This is a genomic window from Shinella kummerowiae (genome assembly GCF_009827055.1).
Taxonomy (GTDB): Bacteria; Pseudomonadota; Alphaproteobacteria; order Rhizobiales; family Rhizobiaceae; genus Shinella; species Shinella kummerowiae.
The window spans coordinates 76,904-93,290 of record NZ_WUMK01000012.1 but is presented as its reverse complement, the minus strand read 5'-3'; the positions used below and the strand labels follow the sequence as shown (position 1 = coordinate 93,290).

Sequence of the window (16,387 nt, the reverse complement as noted above, 5' to 3'; positions counted from 1 at the left end):
GACCCCTCTCGGTGCGACCGGCCTTTTGGCCGACTGTATCCTGGCGCGGTTTGAGCAAACGATCGGAAACGCATCTCATGCACAACTACCTCGATTTCGAAAAGCCCATCTCGGATCTGGAAGGCAAGATCCACGAGCTGCGCAAGCTCGCTGAAGAAGATGAGAGCATCGACACGACGGATGAGGTCGGCCGGCTGGAAATCCGCGCCCGCGAGGCGATGGCCGACATCTATTCCAAGCTGACGCCCTGGCAGAAGACGCAGGTCGCCCGCCACGCGCAGCGCCCGCACTTCCTCGAATATGCCGCTCAGCTCTTCGAAGAGTTCACGCCGCTTGCCGGCGACCGCAAGTTTGCCGAGGACGAGGCGATCCAGGCCGGTCTTGGCCGGTTCCGCGGCGAGGCCGTCGCCATCATCGGCCAGGAAAAGGGCAACGACACCAAGTCGCGCCTCAAGCACAATTTCGGCAGCGCGCGGCCGGAAGGATACCGCAAGGCGATCCGCGTCATGGAAATGGCCGACCGCTTCGGCCTGCCGATCATCACACTGATCGACACCGCCGGCGCCTATCCGGGTATCGGCGCGGAAGAGCGCGGCCAGGCGGAAGCCATCGCCCGCTCCACAGAAATGTGCCTCAATGTCCGCGTGCCGATCGTTTCCGTCGTGCTCGGCGAGGGTGGTTCGGGTGGCGCGATCGCCATTGCCACCGGCGACCGCGTCTACATGCTGGAACATGCGATCTACAGCGTGATCTCGCCGGAAGGAGCCGCCTCCATCCTGTGGCGCGATTCCACCCGCGCCAAGGAAGCGGCGAGCAACATGAAGATCACGGCGGAAGACCTGAAGGCCTTCGGCATCATCGACGGCATCATCCAGGAGCCGGTCGGCGGAGCGCATCGTGACCCGCAGGCGGTGATCGCCCGCACCGGCGATGTCATCGCGGCCGCACTCAAGGATCTTGGCGCCAAGCCGGGCGACCAGCTTCGCAAGGACCGCCGCCAGCGTTACCTCAACATCGGACGCCAGCTCTGAGCCGATTCTTGCCGATTGGCGGCCTCAGCGCCGCCATCGCCCAATCTCGGCCATAATCCTTGTGTCTGAGAAGGTTGCGGTTTTTCCGGCAGCCCCGCGAAAGAATTTCCGGTTAAGAATTTATGAAGTATAAGCCGGTTACGACTGCGCGTCCGCGCCTTGTGGCGCGACGGCATGCGATCTGACGATTGTTGACGGACCTTTCGAATGCGCCTGACTGTTCTTGCCGCTGTATCGCTCCTCGCTGTGGCCGCTAGCGGCTGCACCAACGAGACGCTTGACACGTTCGACAAGGTCGACGTCGATATCACCAAGGTTTCCAGCAAGACCAATTACCAGCTGTCTTCGGCGGTTCTGGGCAAGCTGTCCTCCATGGGCATCGATCGCTCCTCGCCGATGCTGCTGCGCATCTTCAAGGAAGAAGGGCGCCTGGAGCTCTGGAAGGCGGATCGCGCAAACCGCTTCAAGCTGGTGCGCAACTACAAGATCTGCGCCTGGTCCGGCAAGCTCGGCCCGAAGATGAAGGAAGGCGACCGCCAGGCGCCGGAAGGGTTCTATCCGCTCTCCAAGGCGAACATGAACCCGAATTCCAGCTATTATCTCGCGATCAACACCGGTTATCCGAACACCTATGACCGCGCCAACAAGGCGAGCGGCACGCATCTGATGATCCACGGTGCCTGTTCGTCGTCAGGCTGCTATTCGATGACCGACGAGCAGATGGTGGAGATCTTCGCCTTCGCCCGCGACGCGTTCGGCGGCGGGCAGTCGACCATCCAGCTTCAGGCCTTCCCCTTCCGCATGACCGCGGAAAACATGGCGCGCCATCGCGACAATCCGAATATCCAATTCTGGAAGATGCTGAAGGTCGGCTACGACCATTTCGAGCTGACGAAGCGTCCGCCCGAGGTCAATGTCTGCGAGAAGAAGTACGTCTTCAATCAGCAATCCGACAAACCGTTCTCCCCGACCGGCGCCTGCCCGGCGACGACGACGCCGGCGGCGCTGGAAGTGGCGCTCGGCAGCTACAACAAGACCTATGCCGCGGCCTACGCGACGGCGATGCAGAAATATAATGGCACGGTCTGGGTCGAGCCCTCGGAAGCTCAGCGCAAGGCGATCGTCGCCGACCAGCGCAAGGGCCGCGAACTCGCCTACGCACCGACCGGCAACTCGCTCGATGCCGGCAAGCTGATGACGGCGCGCGAGATCGCCGAACAGAAGCGCAAGGCCGAAGAAGCCGAGCGCCGCAAGGTCGAGGCCGCCGAACGCGCCGTGCGGGAGGCCGAAGAGGCCAAGCTTGCAGCCGAAAAGAAGAAGGTCGAGGAAGCTGAGGCCTTTGCCGCCGACGTGGCTGCCGAAAAGGCGGCCAAGCAGGCGCAAGGCAAGGGGGCACTGCCCGTGCCGGAGGAAAATCCGGGCGTTGCCGTCGTCGAGAAGAAGGAACCCAAGCCGTTCTGGAAGCTGTGGGCCAAGGACGACGAGCCGCGCAAGGCCGAGCCGGTCCCGACCGTGACGCAGCAGACGCAACAGCAGGTAACGACTGAGACCGGTGAGCAGGCGACGCGCAAGGAAGCGCGAAACCCGGCGACCGAGACCGCCGGCCAGCGTGTGGAAACACCGGCCGAAGGCGCCGGCGCACTCCCGGTTCCGGGCGACAACGCCAATGTTGAAGTCGTCGAGAAGAAGGCTGAAAAGCCGTTCTGGAAATTCTGGCAGAAATGACCGCCACAGCGGCCCGCGACGACATAGAAATCTATGACCTGCGCGGGCTGAAATGCCCCCTGCCGGTGATGAAGACGCGCAAGCGCTTGTCGTCGATGGCGGCGGGGGCGGCGCTCTGGGTCGAGACCACCGATCCGCTGGCCGTCATCGACATTCCCCACTTCTGCCATGAGGATGGCCACGCGCTCGAAACGAGCGAGCGCGTCGAGGCAGGGCATCGTTTCCTGATCCGCAAGAAACCCTGAAGTTTAAAGCCGCAGGCCCGGTATGGCGAGCGGGTTGTCCTCCAGCGCCGCGCGGTCCGGGCGGTCGATCTTCGGCGTGCCGGTGAACGCGTCGAACAGGTCGCGCACGAAGGCTTCGGGAAGGTCCTTGGTGATCAGCACCAGCCGTGTGCGGCGGTCCGATCCTTCCGGCCAGGCAGGCAGGCGTTCCGGCGGATAGAAGACGCTCTGCACGCCATGCAGCACCAGCGGGCGCTCCGGACTGGTGGACATCAGCACGATGCCCTTCATGCGCAGCAGCTTTTCGCCATGGGCAGAGCGCAGCAGGTCGATGAACATCTCCAGCGCCATCGGATCGACCGGGCGGTCGTGCACAATGCTGAAGGAGCGGATCGTCGCGTCGTGGCGGGTCACGTCATGGGCGTGCTGATGCCCGTGATGATGCTCGTGGTCATGATGGTGATGGTCGTGGCCATGCCCATGATCATGTCCGTGTCCATGATCGTGATCATGGTGATGTCCATGCGTCTCCTCGTGCAGCCAGCGCCGCACATCGGGGCTCTTGCTGCCGGGGTCGTAAAGGCCGTTGGCCAGCAGATCCGGGCCGACCAGGCCGGGTGTATCGACATCGGACACCACCGCGCGCGGATTGAGGGCGGCGATTTCCTGCCTCACCGCCTCCACCGTCGTCCTATCGACAAGCGAGGCCTTGCTGATCAGAACACGGTCGGCGACGGCGACCTGCTTGACCGCCTCCGGGTGATGGGCAAGCGTCGAAAGACCATTTGCGGCGTCCACAACGGTGATCACCCCGTCGAGGCTGAATGAATGGCTGAGCACCGGATTGCCCATGACCGATTGCAGCACCGGAGCGGGATCGGCAAGGCCGGTCGTCTCGATCACGACGCGCTTCAAAGGCTGGATCTTGCCCGTCTGCATGCGGTCCATCAGGTCGGCCAGCGTGTCGACCAGTTCGCCGCGGATCGTGCAGCACAGGCAGCCGTCGGACAGTTCGATGATGCCGTCGCTCGACTGTTCCACGAGCAGGTGGTCGATGCCCACCTCGCCGAACTCGTTGATGATGACGGCCGTGTCGGTGAGCGACGGGTCCTTCAGCAGGCGATTGAGCAGGGTTGTCTTGCCCGCACCCAGAAAACCGGTCAACACGGAAACCGGCACGCGCCGCTCAGCGAGGGTCATGGTCTATCCTGTCAGGTCAGTAGGTTGGGCGCGGGATCGGGATCGGCACATTGGCGACATCGCCCATGTCGCCGGCGGCAATCTTGTCGTCGCCGGCCGTCTTCGCTGCTTCGCCGTTCAGAAGGCCGGCGAAGACGAACTTTAGCGGCCGGTCCAGTTCGTGGATATAGGGTGAAACCAGTTTCTGGCGGCCGGCTTCGTCGCGGCCTTCGCTGCGCACCTTGGCGGCGTGTTTCGAGCAGATTTCCTGCGAGACGTCGGCGACGATGTCGCGCGTTTCGCCATAGGGGCGCAGCTGGCCGAGCGTCGGCACTTTGCCCGCGCGCATCGTCAAGCCCTTTTCCAGCATGCCGGCCGAGATGTCGGCGCGGGCGCCGAGGCTGTCGGAGCCAAGCACCACGGAAACGACGCTGCGGCCGTTGCGGGTGGCCGACGACACCTGGTTGAAGCCCGAGGCGCAGATGAAGCCGGTCTTCATGCCGTCCGCGCCATCGAAGCGGCCGATCAGCATGTTGAAATTCGGATATTGCTTCTTGCCGGTGGTGAAACCTTCCAGTGCGAAATAGGGCGCGTATTGGGGGAATTCGCGCTTCAGCGTCACGGCGAGAACCGCAAGGTCGCGTGCTGTCGTGTACTGGCCCTTGCCGGGCAGGCCGTTGGGATTGATGAAGTGCGACGAGCTCATGCCGATGCGGGCGGCCTCGGCATTCATGCGGTCGACGAAACCCTGCTCCGAACCGGCGATCGATTCGGCGATGGCGACCGACACGTCGTTTGCCGATTTGACCAGAATGATCTTCAGCGCGCTGTCCAGCGTCATCTTCTGGCCGGGCTTGAAATACATCTTGCTCGGCGGCTCGGCAGCGGCGTGTTTGCTCATCACGACCGGGCTTTCCAGCGACAGTTCGCCGGCCTTGATGGCGCGGAAGACGGTGTAGGCGGTCATCAGCTTGGTGAGCGAGGCCGGATACCAGCGCTGGAAGGCATCCTCGTGCTCGATGACCTGGAGCGTGTTGACGTCCACCAGCATGCGCGGGGCGGCCGTTGCCGTCGTGGTCAGAAGGGATGCTGCGAGCAGCAGGGCGGTACTCAGAAGCCGTGCGCTCCGGCGCGTCGTTCGTCCGTTCATCAGCAAGGGTGTGTCCTCGAAATCGGGAGTTGTCTCGAACCGTCGCCCTATTTAACCTATATGGCACCGTGATGGCAAAGCCATCGAAGAGAGATGGCCAAATTTCCGGCCGAACAGGACAGGAAGATCGCATGCCCATTCTGAACCGCGCCGCAGAAATGCAGGACGAAATCGCTGAATGGCGCCGAACCATCCATCGCCAGCCGGAAATCCTCTTTGCCGTGGAGAAGACCGCGGCCTTCGTGGCAGAAAAACTCCGCGAATTCGGCGTTGATGACATCGTCACCGGCATCGGCCGCACCGGCGTCGTCGGCCTCATCCGTGGCAAGGGCGAGGGGCGGACGATCGGCCTTCGCGCCGACATGGATGCGCTGCCGATCGAGGAGACAAGCGGCAAGCCATGGTCCTCCACCGTCAAGGGCAAGATGCACGCCTGCGGCCATGACGGCCACACGGCCATGCTGCTCGGCGCGGCGAGGTATCTTGCCGAGACGCGAAACTTCTCCGGCAATGTCGCGGTCATCTTCCAGCCGGCCGAAGAGGGTGGCGGCGGCGGCAACGAAATGGTCAAGGACGGCATGATGGAGCGCTTCGGCATTGCCGAAGTCTACGGCATGCACAACCTGCCGGGCATGGCGGTCGGCTCCTTCGGCACGCGTCCGGGGCCAATCATGGCGGCGACCGACGAATTCGTCATCACGGTCAAGGGCCGCGGCGGCCATGCGGCGCTGCCGCACAAGACCGTCGATCCGATCGTCATCGGTGCCGCTGTGGTGACGGCGCTCCAGACCATCGTGTCGCGCGTTGCCGATCCGATCGCCTCGCTGGTCGTCTCCGTCACCAAGTTCAATGCCGGCTTCGCCCACAATGTCATTCCCGAGCAGGCGCAGCTTGCCGGCACGGTGCGCACGCTGAGCGCGGAGATGCGAGGGGAGGCGGAAGCCCGCATCCGCCAGATCTGCGCGGGTCTTGGCGCAGCGCATGGTGCGGAGATCACGGTCGGCTATCATCGCAACTACCCCGTCACGGCAAACCATGCGGACGAAACCGGCCACGCCGTCGCCGTCGCTCAGGAGATTGCCGGCGAGGCTGCGGTCGATCCGGCGCTTGATCCGATGATGGGCGGCGAGGATTTTTCCTACATGCTGCTGTCCCGTCCCGGCGCCTTCATCTTCCTCGGCAATGGCGATACCGCGGGCCTCCACCATCCGGCCTACGACTTCAACGACGACGCCATCCCGCATGGCGTGAGCTATTGGGTCAAACTCGCCGAAAGCCGGCTCGCCGCCTGACAAAAAGAGCCCGGCTGCAGGGACGTCAGCCGGGCGAGGCGGGGAGGATCGGATGTATGCGATCAGTGGCAGACGCGGATCTTCTTGATGACCAGGTTGCCCCACTTGTCGTAGCGCTTCACCTTCTTCCAGAAGCAGTCGTAGCCATAGTCGTCGCTGATGGTGACGTGAGCGCCGTGGCCCCAACCATGGCCGAAGCCGAAACCGATCGAAAAGCCGCCGGCCTGCGAAGGGGCGGCGAAGGAAAGCGCCGCGACGGTTGCGACGATAGCGGAAAGCATTATCTTGCGCATGGCGAGTGTCCTTGGGTTTTGGTGGGTGGAGCCATCTCCATCCGATGACCCGACTGTCGCATGGGCTGGCCCGCCGCGCTGTTCCGCATGGAACGCATGAACGTTCCGCGGAAAATCTCTTGGCTTCGCGCCCGGGCTTTTGTATGGGTGCAGTCAGTGGTCCCGTAGCTCAGCAGGATAGAGCACCAGATTCCTAATCTGGGGGTCCCGCGTTCGAATCGCGGCGGGATCACCAAAGAAATCAAATGGATATAACTGTTTCCCGCCTGTCCGCCATGTCGCGCATGTTGCAGTCTGAACACCCTGATTTCCCGGCAATCGCCTGAGTTCACCGCGAATCCGTGCGACATGGATTGCAACATGCGAAATGCTCTGGCAGCGTCTCGGACCAAGGAAGCCTGCGCTCCACTCGAAGATTAGGAATCCAATGAGTTTTTACCTCAATGTGGCCGGCCTCATCGCAAATATCATGGGTGTTGGCATCGTTTTCTTCTTCGCTCTACCCCAGCCCTCTTTTGACGCGGGAGGAGGACTTGGGGTCGATGACAGCTTTAGGTTCCCTGATGGGAAGACACTGGGTGAAATGAAAAGAGATGCGGCGCGCGACAGGAAGGTATTCGGCTTCAGGGCACGAGTCGGTCTCTTTCTCATGTTCGTTGGCTTTGTGTTCCAGCTTCTCGCCGCCTTTGCGTCGTGAGTTCCATGTCTCTTGACTCCCGCGTGCATCCTGCCAATCTCCTCGCCAAAACAGAGAGGAAATCATGGCTGCACTGATAATGATCCTTGGGCTACTTCAGATTGCCGGCGGCGTGTTCGTCGTAGTCACGGCTAAGTCCGCGATCCATGAGATTTTAGCTACGGCCGCGTTCGGCTTCGGTGTGATCAGCGTGGCGCTCTCGGTGATCATCGCGAAGATAGATGACGCTGTAAAATCTAAGGTAGGCTGACCTACAAAGGATTGGGAATTCAATGTCCGTCGAAAATTTGCAGGCAATACGAGAATATCTGGTGAAATTGCGTCGAGAGGTCGCGGTCGGTGCCGTCGAGGAAATAGACGGCGAGTTTCGAAACAACGCAAAAAGAAGCATTCAGGATCTCGTCTCCATTCAGGAAACGATTGAAAAGGTAGATCGCGCCATTGCGGACGAGACCGAGGCGGCCGGACCAGAGCCATCAGTCTATGAGACCAGAGGCATACGCGAGATTTAAGCAGCCCTCCTGAACCACCCGTCGAAGATTGCCGGGGTGAGCGGCGGGAATGTGAAAATGCGGGCTGGCGCTCTCCGTGCACGATAGGCGCGATTTGCCATCATGCTTGAGCACCGCGGTGAGCAGTAGACTGCAAAGCTCACCCTCGGCCGGAAGACAACGCGGCAGCACTCGCAGCTCTTTTCGGGTGGAAGGCTCGCTTCGCGTGTCTTGATGACGCCCTTGTTAGCGCACTCCTTGCAGCAATATTTCTTGGTGCGGCCGGCCGGGCGGAAGAGTGTTTCGCATTCCGCGCAGTTGATGTTGGCGAGGAGATCGCCCTTGGCAGCGCGACTGCAGGCTCGAGAACAGTGCTGGGCGCCTTTCTGACGGCTCTTGAACATCGTGCCGCATATCTTGCACGGCCGAGCCGGCGAGCTGTTCACGGCAATCTCATAATGTGCCCGCTGATAGACCATATCGCCGTGGGTCTGCGAATCCCGGTAGCGCTTCTCCAGCGCGCTCTTGGCGCAAACCGTCGAGCAGAACCGGAAGCCGCGCGCCTGGTCCTCTTCGTCTATGTCACCAGCGCACCAGACACATTGAGTCCTGCCCTCAGTGTAGTACCACTGCCCTTCCAACCAGCTTGGCCGCTTCACGCCAAGAGCATCGAATGCGTTCCCGATCAAGGCCAGGGCCTCGGCGTCGGAAAGCCCCCACGAATGGCCGTGCTCGATAAACCAGTTGCGCAGGGCGTGGCGCGTGCCCGCTTCGTTCTGAAACGGGGAGAACCGCCAGTCGCGTAAAGTGTCCATCACGGCAGAGACGAACTGCTCGCTGTCCGACTTGCGAACGGGTTTCGGTTTCCTGTCACGCGCCGAGAGGAAGTGATCGAGATAGACCATGGTGTCACCCCGTCATGCTATCGAAAAGGCCAGCCGTGAGTGGACGCTTGCTGATCGGCGGGAGCGCTTTCACGCCTTCCGGCAACGGCCTGCTGCCCTCATGGATGTGCCCGAGAAAAACGGCATCCATGGCGAGAAGGATGTCGACATGGTGCTCGCCGGGGCTGACGCGGCGCAGGCGGAAATATGCCTCCATCTCGGCGAACGAGATGGGGTTCGCGCCAGCGGCGTGTGCGGTGCGTGTTGACGATAGGTCCTTGAACCACTGCCAGATGAGATCGCCACCTGCGGGGATGCGGGCCGACGAGCCCGTCGCAAGCTGTTCCCTCAGAGCGGCGACGAGGAGGCTTTTCAAGTTTCGCGTCATGGCTTCCTCAGATGCTTGGCGAAGGCTTCCGGCAACTTGGGCTCGGGTGTCGGGAGTTCGGTTACGATCGGCGACGGGATAGCGCCGGCGGAATAGGTCACGATTTCCCGCTCGCCGACGTGGGTGACATTCATGAACCCACCGACGTTGTGATCGGCCTTCGCCTGGGCGGCGAGAAGTGCCGGCATATTCGCAATCGGATCGTCGCTGAAGCTCTTGAAGACGTGTTGCGGAACGGTCGGAGTGATCGCGACATAGGGGATATCCTGCACCCGGTATCCGGTATTGAGCGTCGAGACCGTAAAGGCGGCCGGGCCTTTCTTGCTCCAGCCCGCAACGAATAGGTCTATGCCGACCTTCCATGCGTGGTTCTCGCTCATGTCCTCGTAGGTGATGGTGGAGAGTTCGCGAAAACTGCGATCGAGGAACGCGCGTGCGCTCTCGAAATCCGTCGCCTCGAGCGCGAGGATACGGGCAAACATGCCGTTCGCCGCGAGCGTTCCGCGCGTGGCAATTGCCAGCTTCATGTGAGGCAGGGGAATGCATTTCGTGGCATGAAGGCGCCGGCCGCTCGGCTGGATGCCAAGGGTGTCGGTGACGATTACGGCGCTGTCTTCGAGGACGAGAACGTTCACGGCGGTCATGGGCGGCTCCTATATTGGATACCCAGACTAATCGAAGTTGTCGCCAGAAGGCCAATGCCGCCAATGACAGCCTGTCCGACGGCGGACGCGGCGAAGCCAACAGAGAAAAAGCTGGTGATGATTGGCGTCAGGATCGGGTCGTAGTGCGACGTGGTGCACCGGAGAGACGTGTCAGCGCGCGCCATGTCAGCAAGACGGCGCTCTATCTCCGGCGATGGCAAATTTTCGAAGTGGCTGCGCATGGTTATCCCTTCCTCGAATTGTAGATTTTGGTCATCGTGCCGGTGCCGCCCCGCTCCTGCTGTTTCTGATACGTTGCGACTCTGGCCTGCGCCTCATTGCGAGCGATGCCCGGCGCTTCCGTCTTCACGACGTTCTTGACGAACGCTTGCAGGTTTCCGTTCTGGTCAACGGACACGCCGACGTCGACCTTCATTCCGCCGCCACCGCCGCCACCTGCTGGAATGTTGTGGTTCGGGGTAATCCGGGCGCCGCGTGGCGCATTGATGATCTCAGCCCCGCGCTCGCCCACCCACGTCGGGCCGCCGCGCCAGAACTCGGTGCCTCGGGCGTTCTTGCCGATGCCGCCGAAGATCGAACTGATGAGCGGGCCGAATAAACCGCCACCCTTCACGCCGCCCCCGCCAAATATCTGGTTGAGCGCGCTATCGAGCATCATGTCGCCGACGCGGGAAAGCGCGTTGCGCAGAGCGTCCGAGGCGGAGGCACCCCGCTTGAGATCGGAGATGAAGCCCCCGACAACGCTCTTTGCTTGCTGGCCGAACTCTTCCGCCCGTTCACGAAGGTCGTCCTGGCTGAGAGCAAGGCGCCGGGTTTGCTCTTCCGCCGCCGCCATCTGGCCGGCGAGTTGCTTGATGCTTTCAATCTGGGTCGGCGTTAGATCGACACCGGCCTGTCGGGCGTCGTTCAGAAGCTCCTGCTCATACCGAAGGCGCGCTGCAGCCTCCTTCGTCATGTCGAGCGCCTGGCCTTCAAGGTGCTGGCCGTCGATGAATTCGCGGGCTCGCGCTACCACTTCCGCATAGGCATCCGACTGCTCTTTCAGCTTCTCATTCTTGGCGACGATTCCGGCGTCTTGCCCCGGCATACTCAGGGAAGACGCATCGAAGTTGGAGCGTATCGTCGCGTCATCGATACCGCGCAGTCCCTCCCATTCGTTGCGAAGTTCAGAGGGGTTATTCCCGCGCTGGCGCATAAGCTCCTGCGCAAGCCGGTCCTGCATGTCTGGGCTGAAATATTCCGAGCCTGATATACCGAGGCTCTTGCGGAGGCCGCGGAGTGTCTTTTGCACGATCTGATATCGGCCGACGGCGGAAGAGTTGTGCGTGTTGGCCGGGTCGCGCAGCATTTCGGATTGCATCGCGTCGATGTCGTCCAGGGTCATCAAGACAAGGTTGCGGTCGCCGCCGGTGAACTTGCCGTAGCCTAGCGTCTCGTTGTAGCCCCTGCCCTTGTCGGTGCCCTCAGCGTGGCCGATGAGGTCGAGGAAGCCCTTGCCGGTGAAGGGGCCGCGCGAGCCGCCGGGCACTGTGATGGCATCAAGCACAGTTGCCGCGGAATCATTGCGTCTGCCGATCTCACGGGCGATCTGAGCCTCGGTCTCGGCGAGCTTGGCGAGTTCGATATCGATCTCTTGAATTCTACCCTTGGCGGCTGGGCCGTCTGGGTTGCGGTAAAGCAGGTTTCCGCTTTCGCCAGCCAGGATCTGCATGCGCTCGTTTTCGAGCTCGACACGTTGCATGCCCAGCTTGGCCTGCTTGTCCTCAAGTGTTGACTGATTCTGATCCTTGAAGTCGTTGTAACTGTCGAGGAAGCGGAACCATGCCGACACCGCGTCCACGATAGCGGCCTTCAGATGGGTGCCGATCGTGGTTGTGATGAGCTGGAACTTCTGGTCGACCTCCTCCGCCTTCTTGATCATGCTGTTGTCCATGACAAGGCCGAGGTCTTCGGCGGCCTTGATCTGGTCGCGAATGCCGCGCTCGCCCTTGGCAATAAGCTGGACGAACTTCTCACCGCCGGTGCCGCCGAAAAGCTCGTCGGAAATGCGGATCTGCGCCGCCTTGTCGAGTCGCTCCAACTTGCCGATGATCTCGACAAAAAGTTCGTCGGGCTCCTTCAGCTTTTCCTTGAGTTCTTCGGCGCTATAGCCGAGCCGCTTGAATGCTTCGGCCGCGCTGCCGGCGCCTGTGACAATGAACTCGTCCGCGCGGAGGCTGAGTTCCTTGAGGCCATCTGTCAGGGCATCTACGCCTATGCGGTTCTGCTCCGCCACGAACTTGAGACGCTGGAAGGCCTTGAAGTTGACCCCGGCCATCTTCGCCTGGTCGCCCATCTCGAGAATGGATTTCGTGCTCTCGACCGCCGCCTGCCGGATACCCTCTAGCGCGCCGACGGCGGCACCGACCGCGAGACCGCCGATGAAGGCTTTCCCGAACGAACCTATGCGGGTCGATGTCGTGGCAAGGGCTTGGTTGATCCGGGTGGTGGACCGGATCATGTCCCGCTCCATGTTGGCGGTGGCCTTCTTGGAGCCGAGGGACATTTCGCGATAAGTCTTTGCGGTCACGCCGCTGGCCTTCGCCATGTTCTTTTCGAGGTCCTTGATCCGGGCCTCAAGCAGGACGACAAGGCGTTCTTCGTCAGTTGCTGGCATCAGGCGAAACTCCATTCTGTGATGTCACCGGTGAAGGTGTCGTAGGACGAGATGCCCGAATCCCCGGCGGCGCACCGGGCGACGGCCATGGCGGTTGCAACGGCGCCGTCGATGCGGTCCTTGCTCTTGCCCTTGTGGAAGCTGCGATTGCCGGCCGTGTCGGTGCGGATCGCGATGTTGTCGAAGTGCCACCGGAGGATGGGGTGGCCGCCGTGCTGGAACTGCCGGGCGAGGATCGCTCGCTCGAGCTCATTGATAGCCGGCGACATGGTGACCCAGCCTTGCCGGAACTCGACGACAGGCAATCCCTTGTCGAGCAGATTGTTGATCGAGTTGCGGGCGAGCGCCGGGTCGAAGGCGATCTCGCGGACGTTGAACCGCGCGCAAAGCTCCTCGATCGCTGCTTCCACGGCGCTGTAGTCGACGACGTTGCCTTCGGTCAGGGTGATGAGGCCTTCCTCCTCCCATACGCGATAGTTCACGCCATCCTGGCCGGCCTTCTTGTCGATGTTGTCTCTAGGCAGGAAGAACCACGGCTGGACGACATACCCGCTTTCACGGTCACCCCAGGCGGCAACAACGGCGGTTAGGTCGCTCGTGCTGGAAAGGTCGACGCCGAGATAGCAAGGCGTTTGCTCGGCTTCGAATGTGCTCAAATCTGAGCACATCTTTCCCTCGTCATAAACCGGCATGGAGACGAATGGAGAGGCGCTGTAGTCCAGCCAGCAGTTTAGGTGAAACTGGCGGAAGTTGTCGCGCTCGGCCGGTTGCTCCTTCGCCTCGTGGGCCATGGAGCGCAGGCCGTCGATATCTGGATAGCCGTCGGCGAGGCCGGGATTGACGAAGTGCCAGAGGTCCTCGTCCTGCCAGTCGGCATCATGGTCAGTTTCGAATAGCACCGGCAGGAAGCGTGGATCTTCGATCTCGCCCGACTGGACCTTGCGGGCGTACTTCAGGCGCTCATAGGCAAGGTTCTCCTGGCCGCGACCTGCCTGGGTAATGATGATCAGGAGCGAGCCGGTCGTCTTGTTCAGCGACGTGCGCAGCGCGGCCCACATCGACCGGGCGATCTCGCCCTCCCAGTTGATCAGCTCGTCGGCGAGGACAAAGTTTGCGGTTTTGCCGAGCTTGCCTTTCTTGGCTGATGCCAGCGCCCGGAACTTCGCCTTGCTGAGGCGGTGCTCCAGAACGAAGGTGCTCTCGGTCGGCTTCATCTTCTCCTGAAGCCAGTCGGTCTCGTCGACAATGCTCACGGCCTCGTCATAGGCTATGCGCGCGTCTTCCTCTGCCGAGCCGGCAACGAACACCTGACCGGACGGAACGCGCTCGTAGCCCACCGTATGGAGCAGTGCGAGGCCGGCGCCCATCGTGGTCTTGCGCGCACCTCGCGGGAGCATGATGAAAACCGTCTTCACCTGCCGGCGGCCGTCGGGGAAGCACGGGCCATAGATGCGGCGCACGATACGCTCCCAGAAGAGCGGGAGGTCAAACTTGCCGTCTTCGCTCTTCGGATGATTGAGCGCGCGCAGGAACTGCACGGCCTGCTCACCCTTGCCGAACGGATCATCAATTTCGGAGCCGTCGAAGATCCACTCCGGCCGAGTGGCTTTGAACGTTCCCGCTTTTGAGGGAAGGTTAGACTTGGAGGCCATCAGGTGCGCCTCCTGTCTTCGGCTTTTCGCCGCCGCCGAATCCCTGCTTTGATCGGGCGGCCGGGGTCAGGCCAAGCTCTGCCGAGAGGCGGGCAACGGTCTCCATCGCCTTCGCCATGATGCCGCTGGCGGGGTTCGGCTTCATCATCTGGTGAGCTGTGGCGACGAGGAGGCCATGATCGGCGATTGCCTTCTGGCATTCGCGAACGGTCCACAGGGCGATGACGTAGGTTTCCAGCACGCCCATCATGGAGGCGGTCAGGATCTTCCGCTGCACCATGTCGGCGGCGATATCGTTCCACTCTGGAACGACTTCTTGCGGCAGGCGATCGGGAGCCTTCGGCACACCCTTGAGCCCGCCGTCGATCGCCTTCAGCGTTGCCTTTGCGCCGCGCGTGCCCTTACTGCTCATTCGGCACCTCCTAAAAGGTGACGATTTCCCTCCTTTTGACGAAAAGCTAAAAGGTAACCGTGGGTTACCATAAAGCGAATAACACTGAGCGGGCATAGGTTTATCGTCTTCATGCGGCCCTCACGGCGCGAAGCTCCAGCGCCTTGCGGCGTCCGATCTCCTTCGTCTCTTTGAGGTTGAAGGCCTGCCCCTCGTATTCGATCCGGTCGGCCGTGGTGACGCCAGCCAGCCAGCGGGTGCGGAAGATAATCACGGTCTCGTCGACAGCCCCGCCCCGGATGAACTCCTCGGTGCTTGCCTGGATGATCTGGGCGCGCAGAGTGGCCTTGTCGGTCCAGTCCTGCACCGGCGTGCCGTACTCGTTCACGGTGTTCGTGAACCCCTGAATTTTTATGGTGCGATCGAGTTTGCCGGAGCGCATCAGGACACCTCCTGCACAAGGGCTTTGACGGTGACGATGGCATGAGAGGTCTCGCCGTCCGGATCGCGGAGGGAGCGGACGGTCTGGACGTGGCAGTCGACACAGTGGAAGCCCGGATCAAGCGGCAAATTTGCCTTTTGAATGGCCGTGCGGATCGCTCCGGCGATGGCCTTCACGCCCTCGGTACTCGGCTCCCGCTTCCAGATATGGAGGTCCATATAGACGCGGGTCAGGGTGCGGCCGATGCTGTTGCCCTCATCCACGCTCTGGCCTTCGCCGATGACAATGGAGGGTGACGGCGCGGGGCGCTCGTTGCGGTCGAGGATGGAGGCGGCCGGGACCAGAGAAATTACCGAAGTTTCGGCAATTAGCCGGGCGCGGACGGCCTTCTGCAGGGCGAGTTCCGGGGTCATTTGCGGCTTCCCCAATTGTCTTTGACGGCCTTGCGGATCGCCCGCTTGATCGCACTCGTCGCCTTCTTCCGCTGGAGCCGGACGGCCGGCCAGAAGAACGGATGAGCCGGCGTCTTGGTGGTGCCGTATTCGACAAGGTGCGCATAGCGAACGTCGGTGTTCCCGACGGTTACGGCGGCGGCGGTGGAGGGCACGACGGACGATCCGCCAGGCTGCGAATAAGGCGGCGTCGACTGGCCCGGCCCCGTGACCTCGATGCTCTCCTGAAGGTCGCCGGTGTCGCGCGGCGCCATGATCCGCATAAGGGTGGAGAGGTCAGTGGCCTCTTTCACGAGCGCCGGCGCCACCGCGTCGCGGACGCGCCTAGGGATCATCGCCATGCGCTGCTGAATTCGGGACAGTCCGCCATCGTCAGCCAAAGGAATACTCCCGATACTCGTTGACGATCGCCCAGACGCCGAACGGGATCTCTTGCGCAGAGACACCCACGAGGGTTGCCTCGCGGTTCTCAAACCAGTGGGCGGCAAGCTGAAGCACTGCCTCCTTGAGCGAGGGCGGCACCGTTGAGACCGGCGGCTCTCCGGCAGGTGGATATGTGGTCTCGATCGCGAAACCGAGCAGGCGCTCGATGTGGTCTTGCGCGGCCGCGATCTTGCGGCCCATCAGCGCGTCATCGGCCGTTCCGAGGTCTGCACTCCAGCCGATCTGTTCCTTCAATTCGGCAGTGGTCACAATCATCGAACGATATCCTTTCTGCCGTTCAAAAATTCAGGGCCAATTGTGAAAACTTTCGCACGACTGACCCCGCGCCGGT

The 16,387-nt window shown here is 62.0% G+C and carries 20 protein-coding genes and 1 tRNA gene; 8 read left to right on the top strand and 13 right to left on the bottom strand.

All coding sequences use genetic code 11. The features are described from left to right. The first annotated feature begins 77 nt into the window (after positions 1–77). From GR138_RS26740 to GR138_RS26730, 3 genes are all read left to right on the top strand, one after another. Positions 78–1,031: an acetyl-CoA carboxylase carboxyltransferase subunit alpha gene (locus GR138_RS26740; RefSeq protein ID WP_160862315.1), complete on the top strand. Its 954-nt coding sequence runs from the start codon at positions 78–80 to the stop codon at positions 1,029–1,031. 207 nt (positions 1,032–1,238) lie between these two features. Continuing rightward, positions 1,239–2,756 (top strand): L,D-transpeptidase family protein, encoded by a 1,518-nt coding sequence (locus GR138_RS26735; protein WP_160862314.1) that lies wholly within the window; start codon positions 1,239–1,241, stop codon positions 2,754–2,756. Next, a complete protein-coding gene (locus GR138_RS26730; RefSeq protein ID WP_160862313.1) occupies positions 2,753–3,001 on the top strand; it encodes a sulfurtransferase TusA family protein in 249 nt (82 codons plus the stop codon). Before GR138_RS26735 ends, GR138_RS26730 begins: the two co-directional genes overlap by 4 nt. Before the next feature lie 3 nt (positions 3,002–3,004). Here GR138_RS26730 and GR138_RS26725 read toward each other — a convergent pair whose 3' ends face one another. Further along, on the bottom strand, positions 3,005–4,180 hold the full coding sequence (locus GR138_RS26725; protein WP_160862312.1) for a CobW family GTP-binding protein: 1,176 nt from the start codon (positions 4,178–4,180) through the stop codon (positions 3,005–3,007). Positions 4,181–4,196: 16 nt separating this feature from the next. Further along, on the bottom strand, positions 4,197–5,309 hold the full coding sequence (locus tag GR138_RS26720; RefSeq protein ID WP_160862311.1) for a D-alanyl-D-alanine carboxypeptidase family protein: 1,113 nt from the start codon (positions 5,307–5,309) through the stop codon (positions 4,197–4,199). A 131-nt stretch (positions 5,310–5,440) separates the two neighbouring features. Between GR138_RS26720 and GR138_RS26715 the strand changes: the two genes are divergently transcribed. Then, positions 5,441–6,601 (top strand): M20 aminoacylase family protein, encoded by a 1,161-nt coding sequence (locus tag GR138_RS26715; RefSeq protein ID WP_160862310.1) that lies wholly within the window; start codon positions 5,441–5,443, stop codon positions 6,599–6,601. 62 nt (positions 6,602–6,663) lie between these two features. Here the strand turns inward: GR138_RS26715 and GR138_RS26710 are convergent, their stop codons facing one another. After that, positions 6,664–6,894 (bottom strand): hypothetical protein, encoded by a 231-nt coding sequence (locus GR138_RS26710; protein ID WP_160862309.1) that lies wholly within the window; start codon positions 6,892–6,894, stop codon positions 6,664–6,666. Between the two features lie 158 nt (positions 6,895–7,052). On the opposite strand from GR138_RS26710, the gene GR138_RS26705 reads away from it, so the two are divergent. The 4 genes from GR138_RS26705 to GR138_RS26690 all read left to right on the top strand — a co-directional run bounded on the left by GR138_RS26705 (position 7,053) and on the right by GR138_RS26690 (position 8,103). Beyond that, a tRNA-Arg gene (locus GR138_RS26705) sits at positions 7,053–7,129 on the top strand. A gap of 192 nt (positions 7,130–7,321) precedes the next feature. Beyond that, positions 7,322–7,591 (top strand): hypothetical protein, encoded by a 270-nt coding sequence (locus GR138_RS26700; protein WP_160862308.1) that lies wholly within the window; start codon positions 7,322–7,324, stop codon positions 7,589–7,591. A gap of 64 nt (positions 7,592–7,655) precedes the next feature. Continuing rightward, positions 7,656–7,841 (top strand): hypothetical protein, encoded by a 186-nt coding sequence (locus GR138_RS26695; RefSeq protein ID WP_160862307.1) that lies wholly within the window; start codon positions 7,656–7,658, stop codon positions 7,839–7,841. Positions 7,842–7,863: 22 nt separating this feature from the next. Next, positions 7,864–8,103 carry a hypothetical protein gene (locus GR138_RS26690; RefSeq protein WP_160862306.1) on the top strand — a complete coding sequence of 80 codons (240 nt, stop codon included), beginning with the start codon at positions 7,864–7,866 and terminating at the stop codon, positions 8,101–8,103. Here the strand turns inward: GR138_RS26690 and GR138_RS26685 are convergent. The 10 genes from GR138_RS26685 to GR138_RS26640 form a co-directional block, all read right to left on the bottom strand. Further along, positions 8,100–8,987, bottom strand: a complete 888-nt coding sequence (locus GR138_RS26685) for a hypothetical protein (protein ID WP_160862305.1) — start codon at positions 8,985–8,987, stop codon at positions 8,100–8,102. The genes GR138_RS26690 and GR138_RS26685 overlap by 4 nt on opposite strands. Before the next feature lie 4 nt (positions 8,988–8,991). Beyond that, on the bottom strand, positions 8,992–9,354 hold the full coding sequence (locus GR138_RS26680; RefSeq protein ID WP_160862304.1) for a phage tail assembly chaperone: 363 nt from the start codon (positions 9,352–9,354) through the stop codon (positions 8,992–8,994). Beyond that, positions 9,351–9,998 carry a hypothetical protein gene (locus tag GR138_RS26675; RefSeq protein ID WP_160862303.1) on the bottom strand — a complete coding sequence of 216 codons (648 nt, stop codon included), beginning with the start codon at positions 9,996–9,998 and terminating at the stop codon, positions 9,351–9,353. Before GR138_RS26675 ends, GR138_RS26680 begins: the two co-directional genes overlap by 4 nt. A 244-nt stretch (positions 9,999–10,242) precedes the next feature. Continuing rightward, positions 10,243–12,690: a hypothetical protein gene (locus GR138_RS26670; protein WP_160862302.1), complete on the bottom strand. Its 2,448-nt coding sequence runs from the start codon at positions 12,688–12,690 to the stop codon at positions 10,243–10,245. Further along, entirely contained in the window at positions 12,675–14,327 is a 1,653-nt protein-coding gene (locus tag GR138_RS26665; protein ID WP_160862301.1) for a terminase large subunit, read from the bottom strand. The genes GR138_RS26670 and GR138_RS26665 overlap by 16 nt, the downstream gene beginning before the upstream one ends. Beyond that, the gene (locus tag GR138_RS26660; protein ID WP_160862300.1) at positions 14,311–14,739 is read right to left on the bottom strand and encodes a phage terminase small subunit P27 family; all 429 of its coding nucleotides are present in this window, start codon (positions 14,737–14,739) and stop codon (positions 14,311–14,313) included. The genes GR138_RS26665 and GR138_RS26660 overlap by 17 nt, the downstream gene beginning before the upstream one ends. A 109-nt stretch (positions 14,740–14,848) precedes the next feature. Beyond that, the gene (locus GR138_RS26655; RefSeq protein ID WP_160862299.1) at positions 14,849–15,160 is read right to left on the bottom strand and encodes a phage head closure protein; all 312 of its coding nucleotides are present in this window, start codon (positions 15,158–15,160) and stop codon (positions 14,849–14,851) included. After that, positions 15,160–15,573, bottom strand: a complete 414-nt coding sequence (locus GR138_RS26650; protein WP_160862298.1) for a DUF3168 domain-containing protein — start codon at positions 15,571–15,573, stop codon at positions 15,160–15,162. The genes GR138_RS26655 and GR138_RS26650 overlap by 1 nt, the downstream gene beginning before the upstream one ends. Further along, a complete protein-coding gene (locus GR138_RS26645; protein ID WP_160862297.1) occupies positions 15,570–15,992 on the bottom strand; it encodes an HK97-gp10 family putative phage morphogenesis protein in 423 nt (140 codons plus the stop codon). The genes GR138_RS26650 and GR138_RS26645 overlap by 4 nt, the downstream gene beginning before the upstream one ends. Next, complete coding sequence (locus GR138_RS26640) at positions 15,985–16,311, bottom strand: head-tail connector protein (protein WP_202402871.1); 327 nt, start codon at positions 16,309–16,311, stop codon at positions 15,985–15,987. Before GR138_RS26640 ends, GR138_RS26645 begins: the two co-directional genes overlap by 8 nt. Positions 16,312–16,387: the final 76 nt, after the last annotated feature.

Excerpts from the sequence above, each read along its gene's own strand:
- GR138_RS26690 (WP_160862306.1), top strand. The coding sequence starts at position 7,864 with ATGTCCGTCGAAAATTTGCAGGCAATACGAGAATATCTGGTGAAATTG.
- GR138_RS26650 (WP_160862298.1), bottom strand. The coding sequence starts at position 15,573 with ATGACCCCGGAACTCGCCCTGCAGAAGGCCGTCCGCGCCCGGCTAATT.
- GR138_RS26710 (WP_160862309.1), bottom strand. The coding sequence starts at position 6,894 with ATGCGCAAGATAATGCTTTCCGCTATCGTCGCAACCGTCGCGGCGCTT.
- GR138_RS26730 (WP_160862313.1), top strand. The coding sequence starts at position 2,753 with ATGACCGCCACAGCGGCCCGCGACGACATAGAAATCTATGACCTGCGC.
- GR138_RS26685 (WP_160862305.1), bottom strand. The coding sequence starts at position 8,987 with ATGGTCTATCTCGATCACTTCCTCTCGGCGCGTGACAGGAAACCGAAA.
- GR138_RS26720 (WP_160862311.1), bottom strand. The coding sequence starts at position 5,309 with ATGAACGGACGAACGACGCGCCGGAGCGCACGGCTTCTGAGTACCGCC.
- GR138_RS26735 (WP_160862314.1), top strand. The coding sequence starts at position 1,239 with ATGCGCCTGACTGTTCTTGCCGCTGTATCGCTCCTCGCTGTGGCCGCT.
- GR138_RS26655 (WP_160862299.1), bottom strand. The coding sequence starts at position 15,160 with ATGCGCTCCGGCAAACTCGATCGCACCATAAAAATTCAGGGGTTCACG.
- GR138_RS26670 (WP_160862302.1), bottom strand. The coding sequence starts at position 12,690 with ATGGAGTTTCGCCTGATGCCAGCAACTGACGAAGAACGCCTTGTCGTC.
- GR138_RS26665 (WP_160862301.1), bottom strand. The coding sequence starts at position 14,327 with ATGGCCTCCAAGTCTAACCTTCCCTCAAAAGCGGGAACGTTCAAAGCC.
- GR138_RS26725 (WP_160862312.1), bottom strand. The coding sequence starts at position 4,180 with ATGACCCTCGCTGAGCGGCGCGTGCCGGTTTCCGTGTTGACCGGTTTT.
- GR138_RS26640 (WP_202402871.1), bottom strand. The coding sequence starts at position 16,311 with ATGATTGTGACCACTGCCGAATTGAAGGAACAGATCGGCTGGAGTGCA.
- GR138_RS26680 (WP_160862304.1), bottom strand. The coding sequence starts at position 9,354 with ATGACGCGAAACTTGAAAAGCCTCCTCGTCGCCGCTCTGAGGGAACAG.
- GR138_RS26695 (WP_160862307.1), top strand. The coding sequence starts at position 7,656 with ATGGCTGCACTGATAATGATCCTTGGGCTACTTCAGATTGCCGGCGGC.
- GR138_RS26660 (WP_160862300.1), bottom strand. The coding sequence starts at position 14,739 with ATGAGCAGTAAGGGCACGCGCGGCGCAAAGGCAACGCTGAAGGCGATC.
- GR138_RS26675 (WP_160862303.1), bottom strand. The coding sequence starts at position 9,998 with ATGACCGCCGTGAACGTTCTCGTCCTCGAAGACAGCGCCGTAATCGTC.
- GR138_RS26740 (WP_160862315.1), top strand. The coding sequence starts at position 78 with ATGCACAACTACCTCGATTTCGAAAAGCCCATCTCGGATCTGGAAGGC.
- GR138_RS26715 (WP_160862310.1), top strand. The coding sequence starts at position 5,441 with ATGCCCATTCTGAACCGCGCCGCAGAAATGCAGGACGAAATCGCTGAA.
- GR138_RS26700 (WP_160862308.1), top strand. The coding sequence starts at position 7,322 with ATGAGTTTTTACCTCAATGTGGCCGGCCTCATCGCAAATATCATGGGT.